Here is a 23,985-nt window from a genome sequence, read left to right as displayed (position 1 = left end):
CCAATATGGGGTTTGGCAGAATTAGAAATAAAAATATTCATGCAAACGATTGCAGCAATGTAAAAATATCTTATTTTGTTTCCAGAAAGTGTCCACGTAGCAGCAGCCAAAATCAAAAAGCAATACTCTTTATCTACAATCATTATTAAACTACGTTATGAAAAAAGTTTTTTCACGTCTTATCTGTATGATAGCATGTTTGCTATTTTACCAACTCACCCAGGCACAAGGCAACCCAATTACCGTAGAAGGTAATATCCTCGATGCTCAGAAGCAACCACTGGTAGGCGTAACTGTTTCTATCAAAGGGAAAAATGCAGGCACCCAGTCGGATGCCCAGGGACATTTCCGGCTCAAAGTTACAGACGCCGCCAACGCTGTACTCGTATTTACCTACATCGGATTTAACACTTATGAAGAAGCCGTGAAAGGTCGTGCAATCGTTTCCGTAGTTTTAAGGGAAGACCGCAAAAAACTGGAAGAAATTGTGGTGGTAGGATACGGTCAACAGAAGAAAAAAGATGTAACCGGCTCCATTTCCTCCGTAGGCACCAAAGCCATCCAGGATGTACCGGTTACCAACCCGCAACAGGCCCTGCAGGGCCGCGCTCCCGGCGTGGAAGTACTCAACAACAGCAGCAAACCCGGAGATGAACCCACCGTACGTATCCGCGGCAGCCGCTCCCTCAGGGCCGGTAACGACCCCCTCTATGTAGTAGACGGGATCCCTTACGCCGGTACCCTCAGCGATATCGGTACGGGAGTAATACAATCGATGGATATTTTGAAGGATGCCTCCGCAACAGCCATCTATGGCTCCAGGGGCGCCAATGGCGTAATACTCATCACTACCCAGAAAGGCAAGGAAGGAAAACCAGTGGTTTCCTACAGCGGTTCCTATGGTTATGTACAACAACTCGGCAAATCCGACATGATGGACGCGAACCGATTCATTGAAATGCGCCGGGAAGCCAACCGCACCATCGGCAAATACGATGATGCCAACCCCGACGCCTCCGACAAGAAAATATTTAACACCGTTGAATACGCCAATATCAAGAAAGGTACAAACGTTGACTGGCAGGATCTGATGATTTCCCCGGGATACCAAACAAATCATGGCCTCAGCGTAGCCGGCGGTACGGAAAGAACAAAATACACCGTAGGCCTGGGCTACTTTAAAGACCAGGGCGTGCTGAAACTGCAAAGCTACGAACGCTACAATTTCAACGTAGGCATCGACCAGATGATCGGCGACCGCGTTCGCGTGGGAGCCACCCTGTTAGGCGCCTACAGTGAACGTAACGGCGAAACCTACAATGGGATAGACAATGCCCTGAAAATGCTGCCCATCGCTGCTCCCTACGACGACAACGGAAAGCTCATCACCTATCCCACCGGCGATAATCAGCAACCAAACCCTTTACTGGATTATGTGCCCGGTAACCGCGTGGAATTAATGAAACGCTTCCGCATCTTCACCAGCCTGTTCGCAGAAGTGGAAATCATAGATGGCCTGAAATACCGTCTCAACGTGGGCCCGGATGTTCAGAACTACAACTATGGCCTCTTCCAGGGTAAAAACAATACCAACCTGCTGATTGGCGGTGGCGACGCTACGGCTTCCAAAGGAAACGCTGCTACGATGGCGTATACCATTGAAAACATAGTGACCTATAACAAAGAAATCAAAAAACATAATATCGGCTTTACCGGCTTATACAGCGTTCAACGTCAGAACGTGGATATTTCCACTACCAACGTAAGAGGTATCCCGGTAGAAACACAGCAATATTATAACCTGGGCCAGTCGCTCAATGTAACCGGCGTAACCAGCAGTCTGAGTTCCTGGACCATCCTTTCCTATATGGGCCGTTTGAACTATGGATACGACGACCGCTATCTGCTGACCCTCACTCTCCGCGCTGATGGATCTTCCCGCTTCGCACCCGGCAAAAAATGGGGTTATTTCCCTTCCATTGCAGGAGCGTGGAACATGGTAAACGAAAAATGGATGAAAGGACAACAAGTGCTGGATAACCTGAAACTGCGCGCCAGCTTTGGCCGCATCGGTAACACCGGTATTAATCCATATGCTACACAGGGCAACCTGAGCAGGATTCCTTATTCCTTCGGAAATAAAGGCGTACTGGGCTTTGTACCGCTCGATCTGCGTAATCCCAATCTCACCTGGGAATCCACTACTTCTACCGACATTGGTATCGATTTCGGATTCCTGAACGGCCGTATCACCGGTGTGGTAGAATGGTACAACCAACGCACCACCGACCTGCTCATGCCGCAAACGCTCCCGTTCAGCAATGGCTTTAACGAAGTGCTCATGAACCTCGGTACTTCCCAGAACCGCGGTTTTGAATTTGGAGTAGGCGCCACTATCATCGATAACCCTAATGGGTTCAGCTGGAAAATGGACGCCAACCTGTTCCTCAACCGTTCCAAAATTCTCTCTCTTGGCGATGGCAGAACTGCCGATATTGGAAATGCCTGGTTTGTAGGCCAGCCTACCTATGTGTACTATGATTTTAAGAAGATCGGTGTATGGCAGGAAAAGGATGCCCAACTGGCTAAACTGTACAATCTGAAGCCAGGTGAAATCAGGCTGGAAGATGTAAATAACGATACCCTTATTGATGCTAAAAACGACCGCCAGATCCTGGGTTCTCCACAGCCTAAATGGTCCGCAGGTACTACCCAGCGCTTCTCCTATAAAGGATTTGAATTATCCATCGTTGCTTTTGCACGTATAGGAAGCATGATTAAAAGTGATTTCTACCAGAATTATAATACCCTGTTTGGCCGTTATAATAACCTGAATATCGACTACAACACACCGGCCAATCCTACCAACGATTTCCCACGGCCTAATGCCAACCAGGAACGACCCAGCAACTACCAGTCGCTCAGTTATTTTGATGGCTCCTTTTTTAAGATCAGGAACGTAACACTCAGCTACGCCTTCTCCGACGCACTGGTGAAACGTATGCGCATGCAGGACCTCCGGGTAAACGTAGGTGTGAAAAACCCAATGATCCTGGCGCCTTACCGCCAAACCTGGAAAGGAGTTGATCCTGAAGACGTAAATGTGATCGGCATTGATGCACCAGCCACCTGGATGCTGCAGTTCGGAGTGAATGCCAAATTTTAAATCAACAGGTCCTGATTAAACATCTTTAAAAGAAAACGTTATGAAATATATAGTTCCTTTCATCATGCTGCTGGCCGTTGGTACCAGCTCCTGCAATAAAATGCTGGATGAAGATATTGTGACCAACGTAACAGATGACTTTTACAATACCAAATCCGGCTTTCAAACAGCCGTGAACGGCTCTTACGTGTCTATGCGCAACTTCTACAGTACAGAACGCGGTATGACGCTCACTGAAACCGGTACCGATCTTGTCACCAATGGTTCCGACGGTAACTTCAAATTCACAAGTCAGTATACTTCACAGCTGGATTCCCGCTACGACCATGTAAGGGAAGTGTGGAACAGTTTCTATCAAACCATCAACACCTGTAACGTGGTAGTAGACCGGGCCGACAAGATCCCCGACCTGGAGGAAACCGTAAAGAAAAAAGGCGTGGCCGAAGCAAAGTTTTGCCGCGCGCATTATCATTTTGTACTCATGCAGATGTTTGGCGCCGTACCCTTACGCCTGCACGAAAATGCTGAAATTGTAAGAGAAGCGTACCGCGATTCAGTATCCGCTATCTACGACGCAGTGATCAACGACCTGCTCGCAGCAGAAGCAGAACTACCCGCTACACAGGCAGAATGGGGCCGCGCTACCAAACCGGCAGCAGAACACCTGCTTTCAAGGGTTTACCTGACCCGCGCCTCTTCTCCGCAGGCAAAGGCCGGCGACTATGCCAATGCCGCCAAATACGCCGACATGGTGATTAAAAACTACGGGTTCAAATTACTCGCCGACGTAGGACAGGTATGGGCACAGGGAAAAGAAAATAATGATGAAACCATCTGGGCAGCGCAGTATACTACTGATCCGCTTTATGGCTACCCCGATAACAACGCCTGCCGCTTTTTCCTGATGCAGTATGATGTGTTGAAAGGCATGAAGCGCGATTTGCCCAACGGCACGCCCTGGAAGCGTTTCAGACCTACAAAGTTCCTGATCGATACGCTGTATAAAGACAGGGTACACGATGTGCGTTACGAGAAATTCTACACTACCCTGTGGAAAACCAATGCGCCGGTGGACAACCTGAAAATGGGCGATACCGCTGTATTCCTGCCTGGCTATGATGTATCCGATGCAGTGATTGCCAGCAAACCTTATATGCTGGTGCCACCAAGATTGTACACAGAAAAACTGTATCCTTCCCTGAATAAATTTGCCGATGCCCTTCGTCCGGATAACCAGGCTTCCGGCGTAAGACCCTTTATAGCCATGCGTCTTGCAGAAGCTTACCTGATAGAAGCTGAAGCCCTGATGATGGATGGCAAAAAACAGGAAGCTGCCGACCTGGTAAATGCGATCCGCTGGAGATCTGCCCGCATTGGCGCTAACCCTGCAGAAACACAGGCTAACCGCGATGCAATGACCGTAACCGCTGCCGACATGACCATCGATTTTATCCTGGATGAAAGAGGCCGTGAACTGGTGGGCGAACAATTGCGCTGGTTTGATCTTACCCGCACGCATAAACTGGTGGAAAGGGTGAAGCTGCATAACGATGAGGCCCGTAACAATATAAGACCCACACATGTGCTGCGGCCTATTCCGCAGGATCAGATCGACAGAACGGTTAATGAATTCCCGCAGAATCCGGGCTATTAATACTTCTTTCTTTCTCAAAAAAAATATCAAAAGGGGCTGACCAATGTAAAAATTGGTCAGCCCCTTTTGACTTTTTTGCTACTTTTAGCAGGAAATCAACCAATTACTTCGGAGGTAGCATTTTTTCAGCATGTCCTACAATTCAGATAACGAGCGGGAACTGCTCCGGCAAGTAGCTGCCGGGGACGAATATGCATACCGGGTATTATTTGACCGGTATTCGGACCGGATGTATATGAATGCGCTGCATTTTACCAAATCAGCAGAACTGGCGCAGGACCTCACGCAGGAGATCTTTATCCGGATATGGATGAACCGGCAAAAGCTGGCGGAGGTAGACCGTTTTGATGCCTGGCTGTTTACCGTAGCCAGGAACGTAATCCGCAATGAGCTAAAGAAAAAGATACTGCCGGTAGAAAACAGCGAGTTTTTGAACGCTTATTTCAGGGATAATAATTTAACGCCGCAGGAACGGGTAGAGTATAAAGAACTGGAAACGGCTGTTCACCAGGCCATCGAAAATTTACCACCACAAATGCAAACCGTATTCCTGCTAAGCCGGCAGGAAGGACTAACGCATGAAGAGATTGCCCGTCGCATGAATATTTCCGTTGTTTCTTCCAAAACTTACATGGTTCGCTGTCTGCTGGCGATTCGCAAACATCTCGGCAAAAATGCCGGTAAACTGGGAATCGTGATCTTTTTCCTCTACAAGTAAAAAATATTTTCTTCCGGACGTCTTACCCCTGCTTATTTGATTGTCTTTACCTGGAATGACCTTCCGGCTGCAGGTACTATTACATTTTAACAACGCATAACTATGTTGCCATCCGAATTTCAACACCTTGTACAAAAATTCCTGGATGATAGTATTACAGGAGAGGAATTAGAGCGCTTCCGGCAGTGGGTGCTGGAAGAAAGAGCCGTGGATGTGCAGGAAGCCGCAATAGAAGCGGTACTGCAAAAAAGCAACTACCCCGGCGAAATGCCGGCAGATAAACAGGCGGTGTTTACTTATATATTGGAAGAAGCAAACCGCCGGACAGCCACACCTTCCCGTGTGAAAATGGTACGCATGCGGCGCTGGTGGGCAGCCGCGGCTGTTTTACTATTGCTGGGCACGGGGCTTTATTTCCTGACCCGTCAGAAAGCGCCGGTGAAAATAGCAGCACGCCCCGGCAACATCATCAGGCCAGGCAGGGAAGGCGCCATACTTACCCTCGCAGATGGTTCGCAGGTGGTGTTGGACAGCCTGAAAAACGGGGTGATCACCCAACAGGGAAACACGGATGTAAAGCTCCGGAACGGACAGCTGTTGTACAACAGTCGTGATGGTGCCGCATCGCCGTCGCTTGCCTACAATACAGTGGCTACGCCACGGGGCCGGCGGTTCCAGGTGATACTGCCCGATGGTACCACCGTTTGGCTCAATGCCGCATCCTCTATCCGCTACCCGGTTGCTTTTCCGGAAGGGGAAAGGAATGTGGTGATTACGGGGGAAGCCTACTTTGAAGTAGCCGCCGATGCCCTCAAACCGTTTACCGTGAAAACTGATAAGGGTACTGCCATCGAAGTGTTAGGTACCAGCTTTAACGTAAACGCCTATACGGATGAATCGGCATTACGGGCTACCCTGTTGCAGGGAAAAATCCTGGTAAAAGCCGCTACCGGTAACAAGGTATTGTTGCCCGGCCAACAGGCAGTGGTAGCCCAATCCATTACAGTAGATGCACATGCGAATACCGGTCAGGCCATTGCCTGGAAAAACGGCATCTTCAATTTCCAGCAAGCCCCGCTGGAAGTGGTGATGCGGCAAATTGCCCGTTGGTACGATGTGGAAGTAGTGTATGAAAAAAATATCCCGGCCATTACTTTCGGCGGGGAAATGGGAAGGGATCTTGAATTGAAGGACGTACTGGAATTCCTGCAGGAATCAGGCGTGCATTTTAAATTATCAGGAAGAAAGCTGACAGTGATGCCATAATTTTTTATCAACCAGGTCATATGCCACAAAAAAACCGGAAGCGGTTCGAAGCACTTCCGGTGAAAGATTGGCTTAACTGAGAAAACAAGTCCCGCAAGACTGCTTATTCATCAACTAAACCATTGCAAAGCTATGCAATTAAATGCTCTTTGTAACCGGTCCGGGAAAGGTATGCAATGCCCGCATGCCCCCGGAGGCCCAGCTATGTACAGCTGCCGGTTGTCAACTAAAATCGAAGGATCACGACACCGAACGATGATCCCAATACTGAAAGTCATGAAATTAACCATGCTTCTTCTCACCGCTGCGTTTCTGCATGTAACTGCGGGCAGCTTTGCGCAACAGATCACCTTTTCCGGGAAAAATGTACCGCTTGAAAAAGCGTTTTCCGTGATCAGGGAGCAAACCGGGTACCTGGTGGTGTATAATGCCGACCTGTTGAAAAATGCCAGGAAGGTTACGGTAGATGCGCGCAACATGCAGCTGGAAGCATTCCTGGAGCTTGCGTTCCGGGAACAGCCGCTGAAATATGTGATCCGGAACAATACGATCCTTGTAACAGGAAAACCCCGGCCGCAGCAGTCGCCGAATCCCGGCCAGGCCGGTTTAGCGGCTGCCCAGCTGGCCCTTTTAAAAGGAACCGTGGTCAATGAAAAGGGAGAGCCCTTACCTGGTGTGACCATCCTGCTGAAAGGCAGTACCCGCGGCACTGTTACCGATGATGGAGGCGCTTTCCTCCTCAGCGGTGAGGTAGAAGACGGGGCAACACTGATTGTAAAAATGATAGGGTATATCCAGCAGGAAATTGCGGTGAATGGCCGCAGCGATATCCGTATTGCCCTTCAGGCAGATGTACGGAACCTGGAAAATGTAACCATTTCCACGGGGTACAAAAAGATCCCCAAGTACCAGCTGACCGGCGCCGCTTCTGTAGTAACACAAAAGGAATACGATCAGCGTGTAGCCGTTACCGGTAATTTCCTGGAAAGCCTGGAGGGAAAGGTACCTGGTTTGGTGTATAACAGTCAGTCAGGGGAATTATCTATCCGTGGTGTTTCCACCTTTGACGCCGTAAAAAAGCCGTTGATAGTGGTGGATGGTTTTCCTACAGAAATTGATCTTAACACCATCAACCCCATCGATATCGTTTCTATTTCCGTATTGCGGGATGCCGCTGCTGCCGCCATTTACGGCGTGCGTGCCTCCAATGGGGTGATTGTGGTAGAAACCAGGCGTGGAAAATCCGGTAAGGCAAAATTCAGTTTGCGCGCTACTACTGCGTTGCAGCAGTCGCCCGACTTTGACTACCTGAAGTTTGCCGGTGCAAAGGAATTTGTATCGTTACAGGAAGCACAGTTCAGACGTGCCAATCCCAATGAAATTAGCTATACCGCTTATGACCGGCCTATGCCTCCTGCCTATGCCATTCTCTTCGATGAGCAGCAAAAACGCATTACTGCGGAGGTAGCACGGCAAAGACTGGATTCGCTGGGTAGCTACGATAATACGCAGGAATACGAAAACCTCTATTTCCGTACACGCCAGGCTACTAACCTTAACCTGGATGTAAGCGGAGGAAACGAAAAAAGCACTTACCTGCTGGGCGTGAATTACATTGCGGAGCAACCGGTGAATGTGGGATCGAAGAACAACCAGCTGATCCTGAATTTTGCCAATACCTACCAGTTTTCCAACCGCCTGAAAATGGACTTCCGCGGTGTGTATTCACATGCTGAATCTGAAAAAGGTACCACTGCTCCCATAAATGATTTTTATCCCTATGAAAAACTGGCGGATGCCAACGGTAATCCGCTGGCGGTAGCCCAGGGAGTTAACAGGGACTACCTGAACTATGGGGTTAACCGTCAACGGAACGACCGGCTCATTGCACTAGGGTTGTACGACCAGCTTTATTATCCGTACCGTGAACTCACTGCCAATACGACTAAGATCAACACCAATGCGTTTCGCGTGCAGGCCCGCCTGGAAGGAAAAATCACCGACTGGATGTCGGCCGAAGTAGGTGGCAATTATGAACGGCAGCAAGGAATCCAGGACAACTTCCTGGATGAACAATCCTATACAGTGCGCAGGCTGCTAAACCTTAAAGCCACCAAAGATCCCAATGGAAGACCTTTGTTTGTTGACATTCCGCAAGGCAACATTCTCCGGAGAACAGATCAGAAAGCGGTAAACTACACCCTGCGTGCGCAACTGAATTTTGATAAACGCTCCGCGAACAGCCGGCATGAAATGTCGGGTATCCTGGGTGCTGAACAGCGAAAAACCACTAACGACAGCTATCTTAACAGTTACTTCGGGTATGATGGGCAATCGCTGATCAGCAGACCCGTTAACCTGCAACGTGCGAGCCTTTATACCAACCCTGTATTTCCGGATGTATCCCAGTTCGGCGGTGGTCTTACTATAAAGGATTATGTGAATGAAACCAGTGCCGACCGTCGTTTTCTTTCCTATTATGCACAAGGCACCTATATCTACAACAGTAAATATATTGTTACCGGTAGTTACCGTATCGACCAGTCCAACCTGTTTGGGGTGGATCCCAAATATAAGTACCGTCCGTTATGGTCGGCCGGTGCCGCCTGGCGTTTGCATATGGAAGATTTCCTGAAAGATAACACCTGGATCAGTGAGCTGAAACTGAATGCTACTACTGGTTTCAATGGAAATGTGCCGGTGAGTAACAACGGTCCTTTCCTGATCCTGGCGTCGCAGCTGAACAATGTATTTGAGATATCCCAGCCATCTTTTTATGTGATGACACCGGAAAACCAATCATTGCGCTGGGAAACAACACGTACTTACAACCTGCGCCTGGACTATGGATTCTTTAACAACCGCCTGTTTGGTTCCGTGGATTATTACTATAAAAGAACAGGAGATGTGTTTGGCCAATATGATGCTGATCCAACCAGCGGTTTTAACCAGTACAATGCGAATACGGCTACTATCCGCAATAGCGGTATAGACCTGCTGATTTCCACCGTGAATGTACAAAACCGCCGGTTCGAGTGGCGTACCAGTCTTACCGCATCGTTGAACAATAACAAAGTACTGGCCGTAAAAGCCACTGAATACGATAACTCAGAGTATATCACCAGCAGCCGCATTAACCGGCAGGGGTATCCAATGGATGCGTTATTCAGCTATAATTACGGGGGGCTAACGGATATGGGTAAACCTTTTGTGTATGACAGGAAGGGGGGCCGGCATATCCTGGACTTTTACGGCAATGCAGTGGAGGATGTAGCATTTGAAGACCTGGTCTACAACGGCACCACTACGCCCAAATATGTACTGGGCCTTAATAACCAGTTCTCCGTAGGCGCCTTTGACCTGTCGTTTCTCTTCATGTATTACGGTGGTCATGTGATGCGGGTGGAACAACCCAATCCGGTGAACATCACTACTTACAGTACATCCCTGTTGGAAGGCTCCTCCAATTACTGGAAAAAAGCCGGTGATGAGCTTTATACCAATATCCCCGGGCTAACACCCGGCAGGGCACAGGATCCGTTCTATTTCCCTTCGTATGCCCGTTACGGTTACCAGTATGCATCACAGTTTGTGCGCCGGGCGGATTATATCCGCCTGCGCGACCTGATCATTACCTATAACCCAAAGTTTGATTTTCTAAAACGGATGGGACTTAGCCAAACACAGATCCGGTTACAGGGACAGAACCTGTTCTATTATACTTTCAGCGGAAATGATATTGATCCGGAAGCGATAGACCGGACCAGTGGCGTACGTCAATTGCCGCAACGACCACTTTACAGCATTTCCCTTTTTACTAACTTCTAATCATTCATCTATGAGATCAATCAATATTGTCTTTGTCCTTTTGCTTGCCACAGCTGGTTTCTCCGGCTGTGACAAGTTCCTGGAAGTAAAGCCAAAGGGGATCGTGATTCCGGAGAAACTGAGCGATTACCAGCTGATGCTGAATTCCAGGCCAATGACCCTTACTTTCCCGGCTGCATTGTTGTATTGTACCGACGATTATTATGAGGAATTTGATGACCTGAGCACTGTACCTGCAGCCAATGCTTATTACTGGCGTCCTGGTATTGACCAGAATGAAAAAGAAAGTCCGGCTGCGTGGGGCGATCTGTATAACACGATTTACAATACCAATGTGATCATCAATAATGTGATGGCTACCACAGATGGCACACCAGCCGCCCGTGCTTCCACACTGGCTGAAGCGCTGGTGATCCGCGCCGATTGTTACTTCATGTTGCTAACTCTGTTTGCAAAAGCCTATAATCCGGCAACGGCTGCCAACGACCCGGGTTTACCGCTGGTAAGAAGCACGAATGTAACTGATAAAACACCGCCACGGTCTTCCGTACAAACAACATTGGACACTATCATCACCAATGTTACAGATGCCATAGCATCGCTGCCGCTCACAAACCTCAACAAGTACCGGCCTACCAAATATGCTGCATATAGTTTGCTCGCAAGGATCTATCTCTACATGCAGGATTATGATAACACGAAGAAGTATACCGACCTGGCATTAACCGCGCCGCATAGCATGATCAATTATAATGATTACGAAGACCCTTACTCATTTCCGCCTACAGACCTGAGCCCGGAAGTACTCTGGCAACGCGGCTCTCCGGATTATACCATCCCTTCTATGATGGGCATGCAGCATGCGCTGAGTAATTTATACGAAGCCGGTGATCTCCGTAAATTGTTGCTCACCTATGCGCTTGACGACTTTCCGGATGACTATTACTTTTCCGGTTCAAACGGCTATGCCAATTTTGGCACTACGTTCCAGGAAATGTACCTGACAAAAGCGGAAGTACTGGCACGTGCCAATCAAACCGAAGCCGCTATGAACGTGATAAATGAGCTGCGGAAATACCGGTTCAAACCAGATGCCTATACACCCATAACTGCTACCGGCAAAGAAGATGCGTTGAAGAAAGTGCTGGAGGAACGCAGAAGGGAACTGGCCTTCCGCGGGCAACGCTGGATGGACATGAAGCGCCTCGACCGCGAAGGACGCATACCATTGGTAGAGCGCAGGGTGAACAGCACCGGCGCCTTAAAAGGTACGCTGGAACCAGGCAGCAAAAAGTATGTTTTCCAGATCCCTGCCCGCGTACAGCAATTTAATCCAGACATGCAATTAAATGACCGTTAAACATCTTATATGAAAAATATTATTCTTGCACTGATACCCTGCACACTGCTGTTTACAACCGCTGCTGCGCAGAAACAGACCACTACTCTTTCCGGGAAATTGAGTGGCAGCGACATCACTACGCCGCTGCACCTGAAAAACATGACCGGCGCCGATCTGCTGATCCCCGTAAATGGAGACGGCACCTTTGATACCAAAGTAACCTTACCTGCAAAGGGGTTTTATTCCCTGACCGGCGTAGGACAGGTGTACCTGGAGCCGGGCTACCAGCTTCAGATTGCGCTGGGGCCGGATAGTACTTACCGTTTCAGCGGCAAAGGCAGCTTTGAAAACAATGCCACTGCAGACGCACGAAAAGCATTGTCTCAATATGTAGCCACTGATCCGGAGCAGATGCTTGGACAGGAAGCTTTATATACCCCTGTTCCGGTATTTATCGGTAAGATGGATGCTTTTGTAAAAGACGGGCAGCACTCGTTCGACCAATCGCCCAGCGCATTTTTCCGGGAGATGGCCGGTAAGGACCTGGCGTACTATGGCAAATATGTGCTGGCCCACTACAGCCTGTATTATGGAACAGACCTGGAGAAGCAGGCGGCTTTTTATAAACTGATGGAAACCGGCGACAGGAAAGATACCGCCTTCCAGCGGCGCATGCAGGACGCCGGCCGCGCTATGCGGGTGAAAAGGCTTGACAGCACGGAACGTGCGCAGCTGGATAAACTAACGGTGAGCGACTGGGATAAGAATGACGCTGCATTGTTTCAACAATCCGCCTGGTACAGGCAGGTGCTGGATCAGTACCTGTCTACCATCCAGTACTCAAAGTACAGGCATTTATTTGAAGCATCGATAGAAGATAATAATATACGGACCATGATGGGACTGTATATTTCAAAAGGTGAAATCAAAGACTCTTTTATGCTGCAATACTACACGTATACCGGCACCCGGAATGCCCTGAAAATGCTGAAGGATAAACCGGTGCGCGATAGTTTGTATAAAAGTTATATCGCCGGCACAAAACATCCCGCTTACCTGAAAGAAATCCGGGAAATATACAGTAACGCCAATACTTACAGCGATAACACCCCTGCGCCTGATTTTTCTTATGAAGATGTGAGCGGCAAAAAAGTTTCCCTGAAAGATTTACGCGGGAAATATGTTTATATAGATGTATGGGCTACCTGGTGCGGCCCCTGTAAAATGGAGATCCCGCATCTGTCGAAGATAGAAGCGCTGTATGAACACAAAAAGATCCGGTTTGTGAGCCTGTCGGTAGACAAAACCGCAGACAAACAGAAGTGGAAGGATTTTGTGCAGAAAGGAAACCTGAAAGGCATACAGTTATTGGCAGATAAAGATTTTCAATCCGATTTCGTTCAGAAATTCAATATCAATGCTATTCCGCGGTTTATACTGATTGGGCCCGATGGTAAAATTGTGAGTGCAGATGCGCTGCGGCCTTCTAATCCTGAGCTGAAAGCGCTGTTGGATAAATTACTGACCGAAGGGTAAAAACAGGCCAGGCAAAAAATGCAGCAGGAGATCATACCCATGATCTCCTGCTGCATTTTTGCTAAAAGCTAAATGCGTATCTTCATTAGCCTTTTTTAACGCAATAAAACTTTCATTCTATGGCACAGAAAAAGATATTATTACTGACAGGAGATTACGCAGAGGATTATGAAACAATGGTTCCGTTCCAGATGCTGCAGATGATTGGTCATGATGTACATGCGGTTTGTCCGGATAAAGCGGCGGGCGATAAAATCAAAACGGCCATCCATGATTTTGAAGGCGACCAGACTTACAGTGAAAAACCGGGTCATGGGTTTGTGTTGAATGCCACTTTTAACGATGTAGCCGGTGCTGATTATGATGCGCTGGTAATAGCCGGCGGCCGTGCCCCGGAATACCTGCGGCTGAACAAAAATGTACTGGAGCTGGTCAGGCACTTTTTCCTGGAAGATAAACCGGTAGCAGCTGTTTGTCATGGTATCCAGATCCTGACGGCTGCCGATGTGGTACGTGGAAAGAAACTGACGGCTTACCCGGCAGTAGCGCCCGAAGTAACCGCTTCCGGCGGCACTTATGTATCTGTAAATGTTTATGAAGCCGTGGTAGATGGCAAGCTGGTAACTGCACCCGCATGGCCGGCTCATCCGCAATGGATCGCAGCGTTTCTGCAGGTACTGGGAACCAGTATCACCCTGTAATTCACAGGCATGTATAAATAGTTGATTACCAGTGGAAGAAAGAAAGTTTAAATAATCTTTCCACGGATTTTCAAATTAAACGGCCATTGCTTACCTTTGCAGCCAAATTCAGGAGGCTATCCCTGCATTGGTCATTGATAATTCGTAATTCGTAATTGATTTTTATATATGTCCGGACAGCTTAAAGAAGTTCGTAACCGAATCAAATCTATTCAATCTGGTCAGCAGATCACCAAAGCCATGAAAATGGTAAGTGCTGCTAAATTAAGACGTGCACAGGATGCCATCATGCTGATGCGTCCGTATGCCGTAAAGCTCCAGGAAATGTTGCAGAATATTGTTTCCAACAGCGAAGGCAATATCGACACACCACTGGCAGCACAGCGTCAGGTTGAAAAAGTACTGATTGTGGTCATTACTTCCGACAGGGGTTTGTGCGGCGCCTTCAACTCCAACCTGATCAAAACCGCTAAACGCGTGATCCGCGAAAAGTATGCTGAACAGTTTGAACAAGGCCAGGTAGAAATCTTGCCTATTGGTAAAAAAGGATATGATCACTTTGTACAGAACGGTTACAAAGTAAATGATAAGTTCTGGCAGCTTTTTGGCAGTCTTACCTTTGATCATGTGAAAGAAGCGGCTGCAGTAGCCCTGCAGGGTTTTACCGATGGTACTTACGATGCTGTTGAAATCGTTTACAGCGAATTCAAAAATGCTGCTACACAGATCTTTGTAGCAGAGCAGTTCCTGCCAATCGCAAAAGTAGAAAATAAGGAAAAGAGCGGTCTGAAAGCAGACTTCATCTTTGAACCTGAAAAAGATACCCTGATTGCTGAACTGATGCCTAAGATCCTGAACACCCAGTTCTTCAAAGCCATCCTGGATTCCCACGCTTCTGAGCATGGCGCCCGTATGACGGCAATGGATAAGGCTACAGAAAACGCCAGCGAATTGCTCCGTTCCCTGAAGATCTCTTACAACCGTGCCCGTCAGGCTGCTATTACCACTGAGCTGACAGAAATCGTGAGCGGTGCGGCTGCATTGGCGAACTAAGGGTTTATTAACACTAAGTCAACAACTGAATTAATATTTTCAGATTAGGGTCAAAGACTGTATTTTCGGTCTTTGACCTTTTTTGTAAATCCACATCTCCTGTTAACGTATGGAAATATCACAGATCATCCCGCACGTGGAAGCATTAATTTTCGCCGCCGACCGGCCGTTACCTTTGCTGGAAATAGTGGATCTGCTTAATAATGCACTGGCTTTTCTGGAAGACCGTACCAACCTGGATCAGGTGGAAGCCGCTATGGAAGCCATCCGGGAGAAGTACAGCTCTGAATTTTATGCTTTTGAAGTACGTAGCAGCGGGGGAGGCTACCAGTTCCTCACCAAAAAAGAATATTACCAGACAGTGGCCCAGCTCAACGGGGATAAATTCCTGAAGCGCCTGTCCACCGCCGCCCTGGAAACCCTGGCCATCATCGCCTACCGGCAGCCGATTTCCAAAGGCGAAATTGAATATATCCGTGGTGTCAGCACCGATTATTCTATCCAGAAACTCCTGGAAAAAGAACTGATCGTGATTACCGGCCGTAGCGAAGACCAGCCCGGCAAACCGCTGCTGTACGCCGTTTCCCGTTCCTTTATGGATTATTTCGGCATCAGCTCCGTAGCCGATCTGCCAAAGCTTAAAGAATTATTTGATGAGGAAATGGTGCAACCTACCCTCATCACCGACGATACAGCCACCCTCGGCCGGGGGGAACATAACACCCATACCGCCGAAGCTGAAACCGCTCATTCCCTGATGGTGTCAGAAGATGGTGAACTCCTGGACCCCGACCATCAGCTGGATCACCTGGCAGCAACCACCCCGGACGCTGAAGAAGAACCACCTGCCTCTGAAGATGAAGAAGTAGAACCCGATGATGAAATTGTTCGTTTTGATGATATTATTGAAGAAGTGAACGAAGAACTCGGCGGCGGAGAAGAACGTGAAAACGACACCAGCACCGCAGAAGAGGATGAGGAGGAAGAGGACGAGGATCCTTACGCAGTAAAAGATACCGCTTCCCGCATCCCCGGCGAAGAAAACGAAGATCCCGATGGTATCGTGGAAGATGTCATCTCCGGAGAAGAAGAAAAAGAAGAAGATACGGAAGACGTGAAGGAGGAAGAAGATACAGAAGAAGATGAGGACGATGGTGATAAAGACCCGGATGATATGATGGAAGATGCCATTTTAGGAGAAAAGTTGCTGGTAGTTAGCGGGCCTGGTGTGGAAGATGAGGATGATGAAGAAGATGATGACGACGATGATTATGATGACGACGACGAAGAAGACGATGAAGATGAAGAAGATGAAAATGACGACAATTCCGGAAAAAAATAAAGAAACAGCGGCTCATCGAAGCCGCTGTTTTATTTAAAAGAACTCAAAGTAATCAGTATAACCAGGTTCATCCCGGGTAAAACAACCTCCGCTACAATCCGGCAATCACCTGGGCAAAGAGCCCGCTCAGCAATTTATCCGCCTTACCGGCTACCGCAATAATTTCTTCAATAGAAACCGCGTGCAGGTTATCAGGATCGCATTCATCTGTTACTACCGATACGGCTGCGCAAGGCAACTGCAGCTGATTGGCCACAATTACTTCCGGCACGGTACTCATGCCCACCAGGTCGGCGCCTATCATGCGGAGGAAGCGGTATTCCGCCCTAGTTTCCAGGTTGGGACCCATAACGGATACGTATACACCCTTTTTTAATGAAGCGCCCAGTGAAGCGGCAGCCATCTCTAATTTAGCGCCCAGCTCCGGGTTGTACGGGCAGCTCATATCCGGGAAGCGCGGGCCGTATGCCGGCGAGTTGAGGCCGCGCAGCGGGTTTTCCGGCTGCATATTAATATGATCATCCAGTAAAATCAGGTCGCCTTTCTTAAAACCGGGATTCATGCCACCGGCGGCATTGCTGAGCAGCAGCTGCTGAATGCCCAGCGCTTTCATTACCCTTACCGGGAAAGTAATTTGCTGCATTGTATAGCCTTCATAGTAATGAAAGCGGCCCTGCATGGCTATTACCGGCGTATTGCCGATATGCCCGAGGATCAGGTGGCCTTTATGTGATTCTACGGTAGATTCCGGGAAATGAGGAATTTGCTGGTAGGGAATGGAATGGGCTATTTTGATATGATTTACCAGTTCCCCGAGACCCGTGCCCAATACTACGCCCACACGCGGCTGTTCGAAGGAAAAGGATTGCAGATAGGTAGTAGCCGCAGCTATTTGTTGCAGTAACAGGTGCATACGTTTGTTGAATTTGCTGCAAATTAATTCCCTTTGCGCGCAATCACATAAAACAGGGGCGGAAAATATCTTTTAATCCATAGCAGGATCTTTTCTTCCCGTGCGATCAGCACTATTTTTTTTCGTTTATGCATGGCCTTTAGGATCTGCCGCGCGCAGCGGTCTACGGGTATGCCGTTTGCCTGGCCGGGGTCCATTTTTCCGTAAGGCTCGCCGTTGCCGGTGATGGCAGAATAGGTAATGGGCGTGTGTATGCGGCCCGGGCAAACAATGGTGGTATATAACCGGGGAATGGGTTGTTCGGTTTGCAGGGTTTCAAAATACCCTTGCAGCGCGTGTTTGGCGGCATTATACCCGGAGCGCCAGGGATAGCCCATGAGGCCGGCCATGCTGCTGATCACAATGACCTGGCCGCTGCCCTGTTCTTTAAAATGAGGCAACAGGGCTTTGGTAAGCATTACCGCGCCAAAGAAATTCACTTCCATCAGCTGGCGGATGGCTGCTACGGAAGTATCTATCAGTTTGGACCGTTGGGTAACGCCGGCATTATTCACCAGCACATCTATCTTTCCGAAAAACTGAAGCGCGCGCTGGGCGCCTTCATTTACCTGGGTTTCATTGGTTACGTCCATCAGCAATATTTCGCAATGGGGCGTATGCAGCAGGCATTGGTTGCGTACTGCTTCCAGGGCGGACTGGTTCCTTGCTGCGAGGATCAGCCGGGCTTTTTCTTTTGCCAGCAAAAGCGCCAGCTCCTGGCCTATCCCTGAGCTGGCGCCTGTAATTAATATTACTTTATCCGTAAAGTGCATTCAACGGGTGTATTTATTACTTTAAAGGTACCACTTTGATGTTTTTCCATCTTACCTTGATACCGCCACCGGAGTGGATCTGCAGGGCTATCTGGCCATTGGCCGCGCCAATCTTATCATCTTTCAGGGTAATCATTTCATGACCATTGAGCCAGGTGGTTACATTGTCGCCCTGCACCTTTATTTTCATGGTATTCCATTCGCCCATTTTCAGGAACTTTTCTTTCTCTTTGTCGGGCTGAATGAGCCATCCACGGCCGTACGATTCGTAGATACCGCCGGTATGCATATCAGGCGGCGCTACTTCTGCCTGCCAGCCGGTGATTTTGGTGCCTTCCAGTGAGGAGTGGAAAAATACGCCGCTGTTGCCATTGGCTTCCTGTTTGAATTGTACGGTCAGCTCAAAATCCTTGTATTGGCCGTCAGTAGCCAGGTAGCCATATTCTTTATCCGGACCGCTTTCGCAGATCAGCTCCCCGTTTTCCACGTACCATTTCTCTGTACCATGTATTTTCCAGCCATCGAGATTTTTACCGTTGAACAGAGATTGTGCCTTCTGCGCGTATGCGCCGGAACCCAATAACAGGGCGGTTCCCAGTAAACAATTGAAAAAGGTTTTTTTCATAACACTGCTAAGATTTAGTGATTTTCAGGTGAATGAAGATCAGTCATTGATCTATAAAAAAAAGTCCCCCGGTAAAACCGGAGGACTCCAATATAAGGTCAAATTCCTGAATTATTAAATCAGAAAACTATCTTGCTATATTCACTGCTCTTTTCTCACGAATTACAGTTACTTTAATCTGGCCGGGATACTGCATTTCTGTTTGTATCTTATTGGCGATTTCGAAAGATAAGCGGTCTGCATCTCCATCGGAAACTTTATCACTTTCTACGATGATACGCAATTCCCTACCTGCCTGGATAGCATAGGCTTTTTCCACACCATCGTGGGCGAGCGCCAGGTTTTCCAGGTCCTTGATACGTTGCAGGTAGCTTTGCATGATTTCGCGGCGTGCGCCTGGGCGGGCGCCACTGATCGCATCACATGCCTGAACGATGGGGGAAATTACATATTGCATTTCCATTTCATCGTGGTGGGCGCCGATGGCGTTTACCACTGCGGCGTGTTCGCCATATTTTTCAGCGAGCTTGGCGCCGAGAAGGGCGTGGCTCAGTTCAGTTTCTTCATCAGGTACTTTACCGATATCGTGCAGTAAGCCGGCACGTTTGGCCAGTTTAGGGTTCAGGCCCAGTTCAGCTGCCATTACCGCGCAAAGGTTAGCGGTTTCTTTGGAGTGCATGAGCAGGTTCTGACCATAGGAAGAGCGGAAACGCATCTTACCTACCAGGCGCACCAGTTCTTTATGCAGGCCGTGGATACCCAGTTCTATTACGGTTCTTTCACCGATATCCATTACCTGTTCTTCCAGTTGTTTCTTGGTTTTTTCCACCACTTCCTCGATACGTGCAGGGTGGATACGTCCGTCCTGAACAAGGCGTTGCAGGGATAAACGGGCAATTTCACGACGTAACGGGTCGAAGGAAGATAATACGATGGCTTCAGGGGTATCGTCTACAATCAGGTCCACACCGGTAGCCGCTTCAATAGCGCGGATGTTACGACCTTCACGGCCAATGATCTGGCCTTTGATTTCATCGCTTTCCAGGGTAAATACGGTGATGGTATTTTCAATGGTTTGCTCTGCAGCAGTACGTTGAATAGACTGGATAATGATTTTCTTTGCTTCCTTGTTCGCTTTTAATTTAGCGTCTTCAATAATTTCCTGGATATGAGAGAGGGCCTGTGAGCGGGCTTCTTCTTTTAAACTCTCTACCAGTTGGTGTTTCGCTTCATCTGCTGTTAAGCCGGCCACTTTTTCGAGGCGGCGGATATGCTCTTCCTGGTGTTTTTCCAGTTCAGTGCGTTTGATGGTTACCAGTTCCATCTGACGGTTCAGGGTTTCCTTGATCGCGTCATTTTCATTTAACTGCTTCTGGATTTGCTCGTTTTTCTGGTTTAATGCCTGTTCCTTCTGTTTGATGCGGTTTTCCGATTCTCCCAGTTTCTGGTTGCGCTGCAATACGTCTTTTTCGTATTCGCTTTTTAGTTGCAGGTATTTTTCTTTGGCTTCCAGCAGTCTGTCTTTCTTGAGGTTTTCCGCACTGATCTGTGCATCTGCAATGATTTTTTTAGCCTGTAGTTCAGCTTCGTCTATCTTATGCTGCGTATTTTTGGCAAAAATCACCTTACCTAGCACAATCCCAATGATCAATGCCACTACTGCAGCTATTGTCGTGATAAGTGTAACATCCATATGAATTATTTATACTTGATTTATGTAGTATCCTCATACCCATATCGCTGCTAAAACACGACAGGGGCGAGAACTGACCCGCGAAAATACAAAAAAATAGCAGTTAAAGCGTCTTTGATACGTGATAATTAGCCAATTAGCTAATTCATTGTTAAGCAATGGGTAACGTGATCAACCCAATGCCTGGTTGATAATTTCTTCCAGCTTTTCCAGCTTCTCCTGCAAAAAAGGCGCAGTGCTAGCCTGGGCTTTACCGCCGCTGGTAACAGGATGTGTGGCGTACATGATAAGGGCCATAGCAATATAGTCCTGCAGGTCTTTTCCTGCATAGGAAGTTTTAAAATCGACGATCTTCTCATTCACTTCTTTCATAATACGACGTACTTCCGCTTCTTCTTCCGGTTTGATCTTGATCCGGTAAGAGCGGTCGGCTACGATAATATTAACAGGAATGAGTTGCTCCATGATGTATGATTTTAGTTCAGCTGTTCAGCAAAGCGATACAACGGTCAATTTCTTTAATGTAATCATTGATCTTGCCGCGGATCTCTTTTTTAAACGCTTCGTCTTCTGCTGCTATGGTGGTGCCGCCCTGGGCGGTGGATGCAATTTTCATCAGTTGCAGTCTTTCCTCCAGTCCCTGTACCGCCTGTTGCTGCTGTTGCAGCTCCCGTTGCTGTATGCTCACTTCTTCTTTCAGCAATGCATTCTCAGCCTGCACCTGCTGGAGTTTTTTTACCAGCAGGTGCAATTTCTCTTCTACACGTTGAATGTATTGCTCCAGAACCATTTCATTTACTTATTTTCTTATCTCCGCCTGTAACTGCGTTTCAAACGTTTTGATAAGTTTGTCCATTACACTGTCAATTTCTTTATCTGTCAATGTTTTCTGAGCGTCCAGGAAGGTAAAGCTCACGGCGTAAGACTTCTTATTAGCGCCCAGTTTTTCACTCTCAAATACATCGAACAGATTTACCTGTTGTAACAGGCCGGATTTCACGCTGCGTGCTGCTGTTTCCACGGCGGCAAACTTAACCTGTTTGTCCAGCACCAGTGCCAGATCCCTTCTAACTGCCTGGAATTTCGGTATTTCCTTGTAAAAGTTATCACTTTTTTGCAAGAGTCCCAGTATTTTATCCCAGTTGAAGCTGGCAAACCATACGGCCTGGCGGATATCAAACTGCTTCAGTTTAGCTGTGGGTACGCCTCCCAGTGTGGCCACCACCTGGTTTTTCACCTTAATATCCCAGGATGGCTGGAGGCCCGGTTCGGTGCTTTCCGCCCAGGTGAACTGCTTGTAACCCAGTTGCTGCAGGATATTGATCACAAAACCCTTCAGGAAGTAAAAGTCAACCGGGCTGGATTTGTGCATCCAGGTTTCCGGCGTTTTTTTACCGGTAAGATATAATACCAGGTGATTGTTTTCGCCATAGCCCTTTTCCAGTACCTGGTAGGTTTTACCAAATTCGAAGAACAGGAGGTCTTCATTTTTGCGGTTCAGGTTATGGGCAATGCTTTCCAGGCCGGTTTCCAGCATGGACGGGCGCATGATGTCCAGTTCCACGGTAAGACTGTTCATCATTTTCACCGCATGTTCCAGCACTTCCGGCGTATAGTATTTACTGTTAGTGATAGAATTGGTGAATATTTCGTTGAACCCGTTGCCGGCGAGATAATCCGCAATTTTCTCCTTCACCCTTTCCCCGTCTGGTTGGGAGGAGAGGGCGGGTGAGATCGCTATTTTGGAAGGTATTTCTATGTTATCGAGGCCGTCTATGCGCATTACTTCTTCCACCAGGTCGGCCGGCAGGCTGATATCCGGTTTGCTGAAGGGCACGGCTACACGCAGTCCTTCGGCGGTTTCGGACAGGATGTCGAAGCCCAGGCTGCGCAGGATGTTTTTGATCTTATCGTCGGGGTAGTTGCCGCCGCTGAGTTTACGGATATAGCTATACGTAGTTTCCACCTGTGTTTTTACTTTTACAGATGGGTATACGTCGATGATCTCAGATGCTGCTTTCCCGCCGCTGAGTGTACAGATGAGGTCTGCCGCCCGTTGCAGGGCGAATACCACGTTGGAGATATCCACACCTTTTTCAAAACGGGTGGCCGCATCGGTACGTAAACCATGACGGAAGGAGGTGGTACGGATGCCACCGGCGCTGAAAAAGGCGCTTTCCAGGAAAATGTTGTGGGTGGTATCGGTAACGCCGGAGTGCAATCCGCCGAAAACGCCTGCTATGCACATGCCTTCGCCGGCGCCGTTGCAGATCATCAGGTCGGTCGCATCCAGTTTTCTTTCTTTCTCATCCAAAGTAACAAAAGGAGTGCCCTGCGGGAGGTTTTTCACCACAATGGCATTGCCTTTTACCGCTGCAGCATCAAAAGCGTGCAGGGGTTGACCGGTTTCATGCAGGATGAAATTGGTGATATCCACAATGTTATTAATGGGACGAACGCCAATGGCGGTGAGCCTGGCTTTCAGCCATTCGGGGGATGGCGCCACCTGTACGCCGGTAATGGAAATACCGCTGTACCGGGGGCATGCATCTGTATTTTCGATGGTAACGCTGATGGCTAAAGGAGTATCTGCTTTGGGCAGGGCCTTTATTTCAGGCAGCTGTACCTGGTATTTATGCGTATGTTCCAGGTTATTGAGGAAAGCGCAAACATCTTTGGCCACGCCGATATGGCTCATGGCGTCCATGCGGTTGGGCGTAAGGCCAATTTCAAAGATGAAGTCCTGAGCGGGTTTAAATACTTCGCTGGCGGGAGTGCCCGGCTGCAGGGAGGCGTCTAGTACGAGGATGCCGTCGTGACTGCTGCCCAGCCCGATCTCATCTTCTGCACAAATCATTCCCTGGCTTTCTTCTCCACGGATCTTTGCTTTTTTCATGGTCAGCGGTTCGCCACCCAGCGGGTAAATGGTGGTACCAACAGGGGCCACTACTACTTTTTGTCCTGCTGCCACGTTGGGAGCGCCGCAAACGATGTGCAGGGGCTCGCCGTTGCCGGTATTAACGGTGGTGAGTGTCAGCTTGTCTGCATTGGGGTGTTTTTCTGCCGTCAGTACTTCTCCGATCACTAATCCAGCCAGACTTCCCTTTACTGCTTCAAATTTCTCCAGGCTTTCTACCTCCAGGCCTATTCTGGTTAAAATGGTAGATAGTTCCTCCGGTGTAGGCTTCACCGGTAAATAATCACATAGCCAGTTGTATGAAATCGTCATTTATCTGCTCGGTTTATATAAGTGGCGTAAAGTTAACAACTAGAATTGATTTTCGGGCTTTGCGGCTTATCCACTTTGATTCTTTGAAATTAAAAAAGCCTCAAAAC

The 23,985-nt window shown here is 48.3% G+C and carries 17 protein-coding genes; 10 read left to right on the top strand and 7 right to left on the bottom strand.

Going from position 1 to position 23,985, the window contains the following annotated elements; translation table 11 throughout:
• The first annotated feature begins 157 nt into the window (after window positions 1–157).
• The 10 genes from V7S65_RS18635 to scpB all read left to right on the top strand — a co-directional run bounded on the left by V7S65_RS18635 (window position 158) and on the right by scpB (window position 16,606).
• Window positions 158–3,166: a SusC/RagA family TonB-linked outer membrane protein gene (locus V7S65_RS18635; protein ID WP_336387531.1), complete on the top strand. Its 3,009-nt coding sequence runs from the start codon at window positions 158–160 to the stop codon at window positions 3,164–3,166.
• Window positions 3,167–3,206: 40 nt separating this feature from the next.
• Window positions 3,207–4,820 (top strand): RagB/SusD family nutrient uptake outer membrane protein, encoded by a 1,614-nt coding sequence (locus V7S65_RS18630; protein ID WP_336387530.1) that lies wholly within the window; start codon window positions 3,207–3,209, stop codon window positions 4,818–4,820.
• Window positions 4,821–4,950: 130 nt separating this feature from the next.
• Complete coding sequence (locus V7S65_RS18625) at window positions 4,951–5,538, top strand: RNA polymerase sigma factor (protein ID WP_079469568.1); 588 nt, start codon at window positions 4,951–4,953, stop codon at window positions 5,536–5,538.
• 102 nt (window positions 5,539–5,640) lie between these two features.
• On the top strand, window positions 5,641–6,804 hold the full coding sequence (locus V7S65_RS18620) for a FecR family protein (RefSeq protein ID WP_336387529.1): 1,164 nt from the start codon (window positions 5,641–5,643) through the stop codon (window positions 6,802–6,804).
• Window positions 6,805–7,080: 276 nt separating this feature from the next.
• Window positions 7,081–10,632, top strand: a complete 3,552-nt coding sequence (locus V7S65_RS18615; RefSeq protein WP_336387528.1) for a SusC/RagA family TonB-linked outer membrane protein — start codon at window positions 7,081–7,083, stop codon at window positions 10,630–10,632.
• 10 nt (window positions 10,633–10,642) lie between these two features.
• The gene (locus V7S65_RS18610; RefSeq protein WP_111576875.1) at window positions 10,643–11,992 is read left to right on the top strand and encodes a RagB/SusD family nutrient uptake outer membrane protein; all 1,350 of its coding nucleotides are present in this window, start codon (window positions 10,643–10,645) and stop codon (window positions 11,990–11,992) included.
• A 9-nt stretch (window positions 11,993–12,001) separates the two neighbouring features.
• Window positions 12,002–13,510: a TlpA family protein disulfide reductase gene (locus V7S65_RS18605; RefSeq protein WP_336387527.1), complete on the top strand. Its 1,509-nt coding sequence runs from the start codon at window positions 12,002–12,004 to the stop codon at window positions 13,508–13,510.
• A gap of 119 nt (window positions 13,511–13,629) precedes the next feature.
• Complete coding sequence (locus tag V7S65_RS18600; RefSeq protein ID WP_079469564.1) at window positions 13,630–14,211, top strand: DJ-1/PfpI family protein; 582 nt, start codon at window positions 13,630–13,632, stop codon at window positions 14,209–14,211.
• Between the two features lie 168 nt (window positions 14,212–14,379).
• Window positions 14,380–15,264 (top strand): ATP synthase F1 subunit gamma, encoded by an 885-nt coding sequence (atpG, locus tag V7S65_RS18595; RefSeq protein WP_079469563.1) that lies wholly within the window; start codon window positions 14,380–14,382, stop codon window positions 15,262–15,264.
• 109 nt (window positions 15,265–15,373) lie between these two features.
• Window positions 15,374–16,606 (top strand): SMC-Scp complex subunit ScpB, encoded by a 1,233-nt coding sequence (gene scpB, locus V7S65_RS18590; RefSeq protein WP_336387526.1) that lies wholly within the window; start codon window positions 15,374–15,376, stop codon window positions 16,604–16,606.
• Window positions 16,607–16,697: 91 nt separating this feature from the next.
• Here scpB and V7S65_RS18585 read toward each other — a convergent pair whose 3' ends face one another.
• The 7 genes from V7S65_RS18585 to pheT all read right to left on the bottom strand — a co-directional run bounded on the left by V7S65_RS18585 (window position 16,698) and on the right by pheT (window position 23,878).
• Window positions 16,698–17,519, bottom strand: a complete 822-nt coding sequence (locus V7S65_RS18585; RefSeq protein WP_336387525.1) for a purine-nucleoside phosphorylase — start codon at window positions 17,517–17,519, stop codon at window positions 16,698–16,700.
• Between the two features lie 23 nt (window positions 17,520–17,542).
• Window positions 17,543–18,331, bottom strand: a complete 789-nt coding sequence (locus V7S65_RS18580; RefSeq protein WP_336387524.1) for an SDR family oxidoreductase — start codon at window positions 18,329–18,331, stop codon at window positions 17,543–17,545.
• 16 nt (window positions 18,332–18,347) lie between these two features.
• Complete coding sequence (locus V7S65_RS18575; RefSeq protein ID WP_336387523.1) at window positions 18,348–18,956, bottom strand: 3-keto-disaccharide hydrolase; 609 nt, start codon at window positions 18,954–18,956, stop codon at window positions 18,348–18,350.
• Between the two features lie 127 nt (window positions 18,957–19,083).
• Window positions 19,084–20,649, bottom strand: coding sequence for a ribonuclease Y (rny, locus tag V7S65_RS18570; RefSeq protein ID WP_079469558.1), 1,566 nt, complete (start codon window positions 20,647–20,649; stop codon window positions 19,084–19,086).
• 171 nt (window positions 20,650–20,820) lie between these two features.
• Complete coding sequence (locus V7S65_RS18565; protein WP_079469557.1) at window positions 20,821–21,114, bottom strand: cell division protein ZapA; 294 nt, start codon at window positions 21,112–21,114, stop codon at window positions 20,821–20,823.
• 16 nt (window positions 21,115–21,130) lie between these two features.
• Complete coding sequence (locus V7S65_RS18560; protein WP_079469556.1) at window positions 21,131–21,439, bottom strand: hypothetical protein; 309 nt, start codon at window positions 21,437–21,439, stop codon at window positions 21,131–21,133.
• Between the two features lie 9 nt (window positions 21,440–21,448).
• Window positions 21,449–23,878, bottom strand: coding sequence for a phenylalanine--tRNA ligase subunit beta (gene pheT, locus V7S65_RS18555; protein ID WP_079469555.1), 2,430 nt, complete (start codon window positions 23,876–23,878; stop codon window positions 21,449–21,451).
• Window positions 23,879–23,985 lie beyond the last annotated feature (107 nt).

This window comes from Chitinophaga sp. CCNWYY40, from assembly GCF_037483205.1.
Lineage (GTDB): Bacteria > Bacteroidota > Bacteroidia > Chitinophagales > Chitinophagaceae > Chitinophaga > Chitinophaga ginsengisegetis.
The sequence above is the reverse complement of the archived record's forward strand: the minus strand, read 5'-3'. Positions and strand labels throughout refer to the sequence as shown.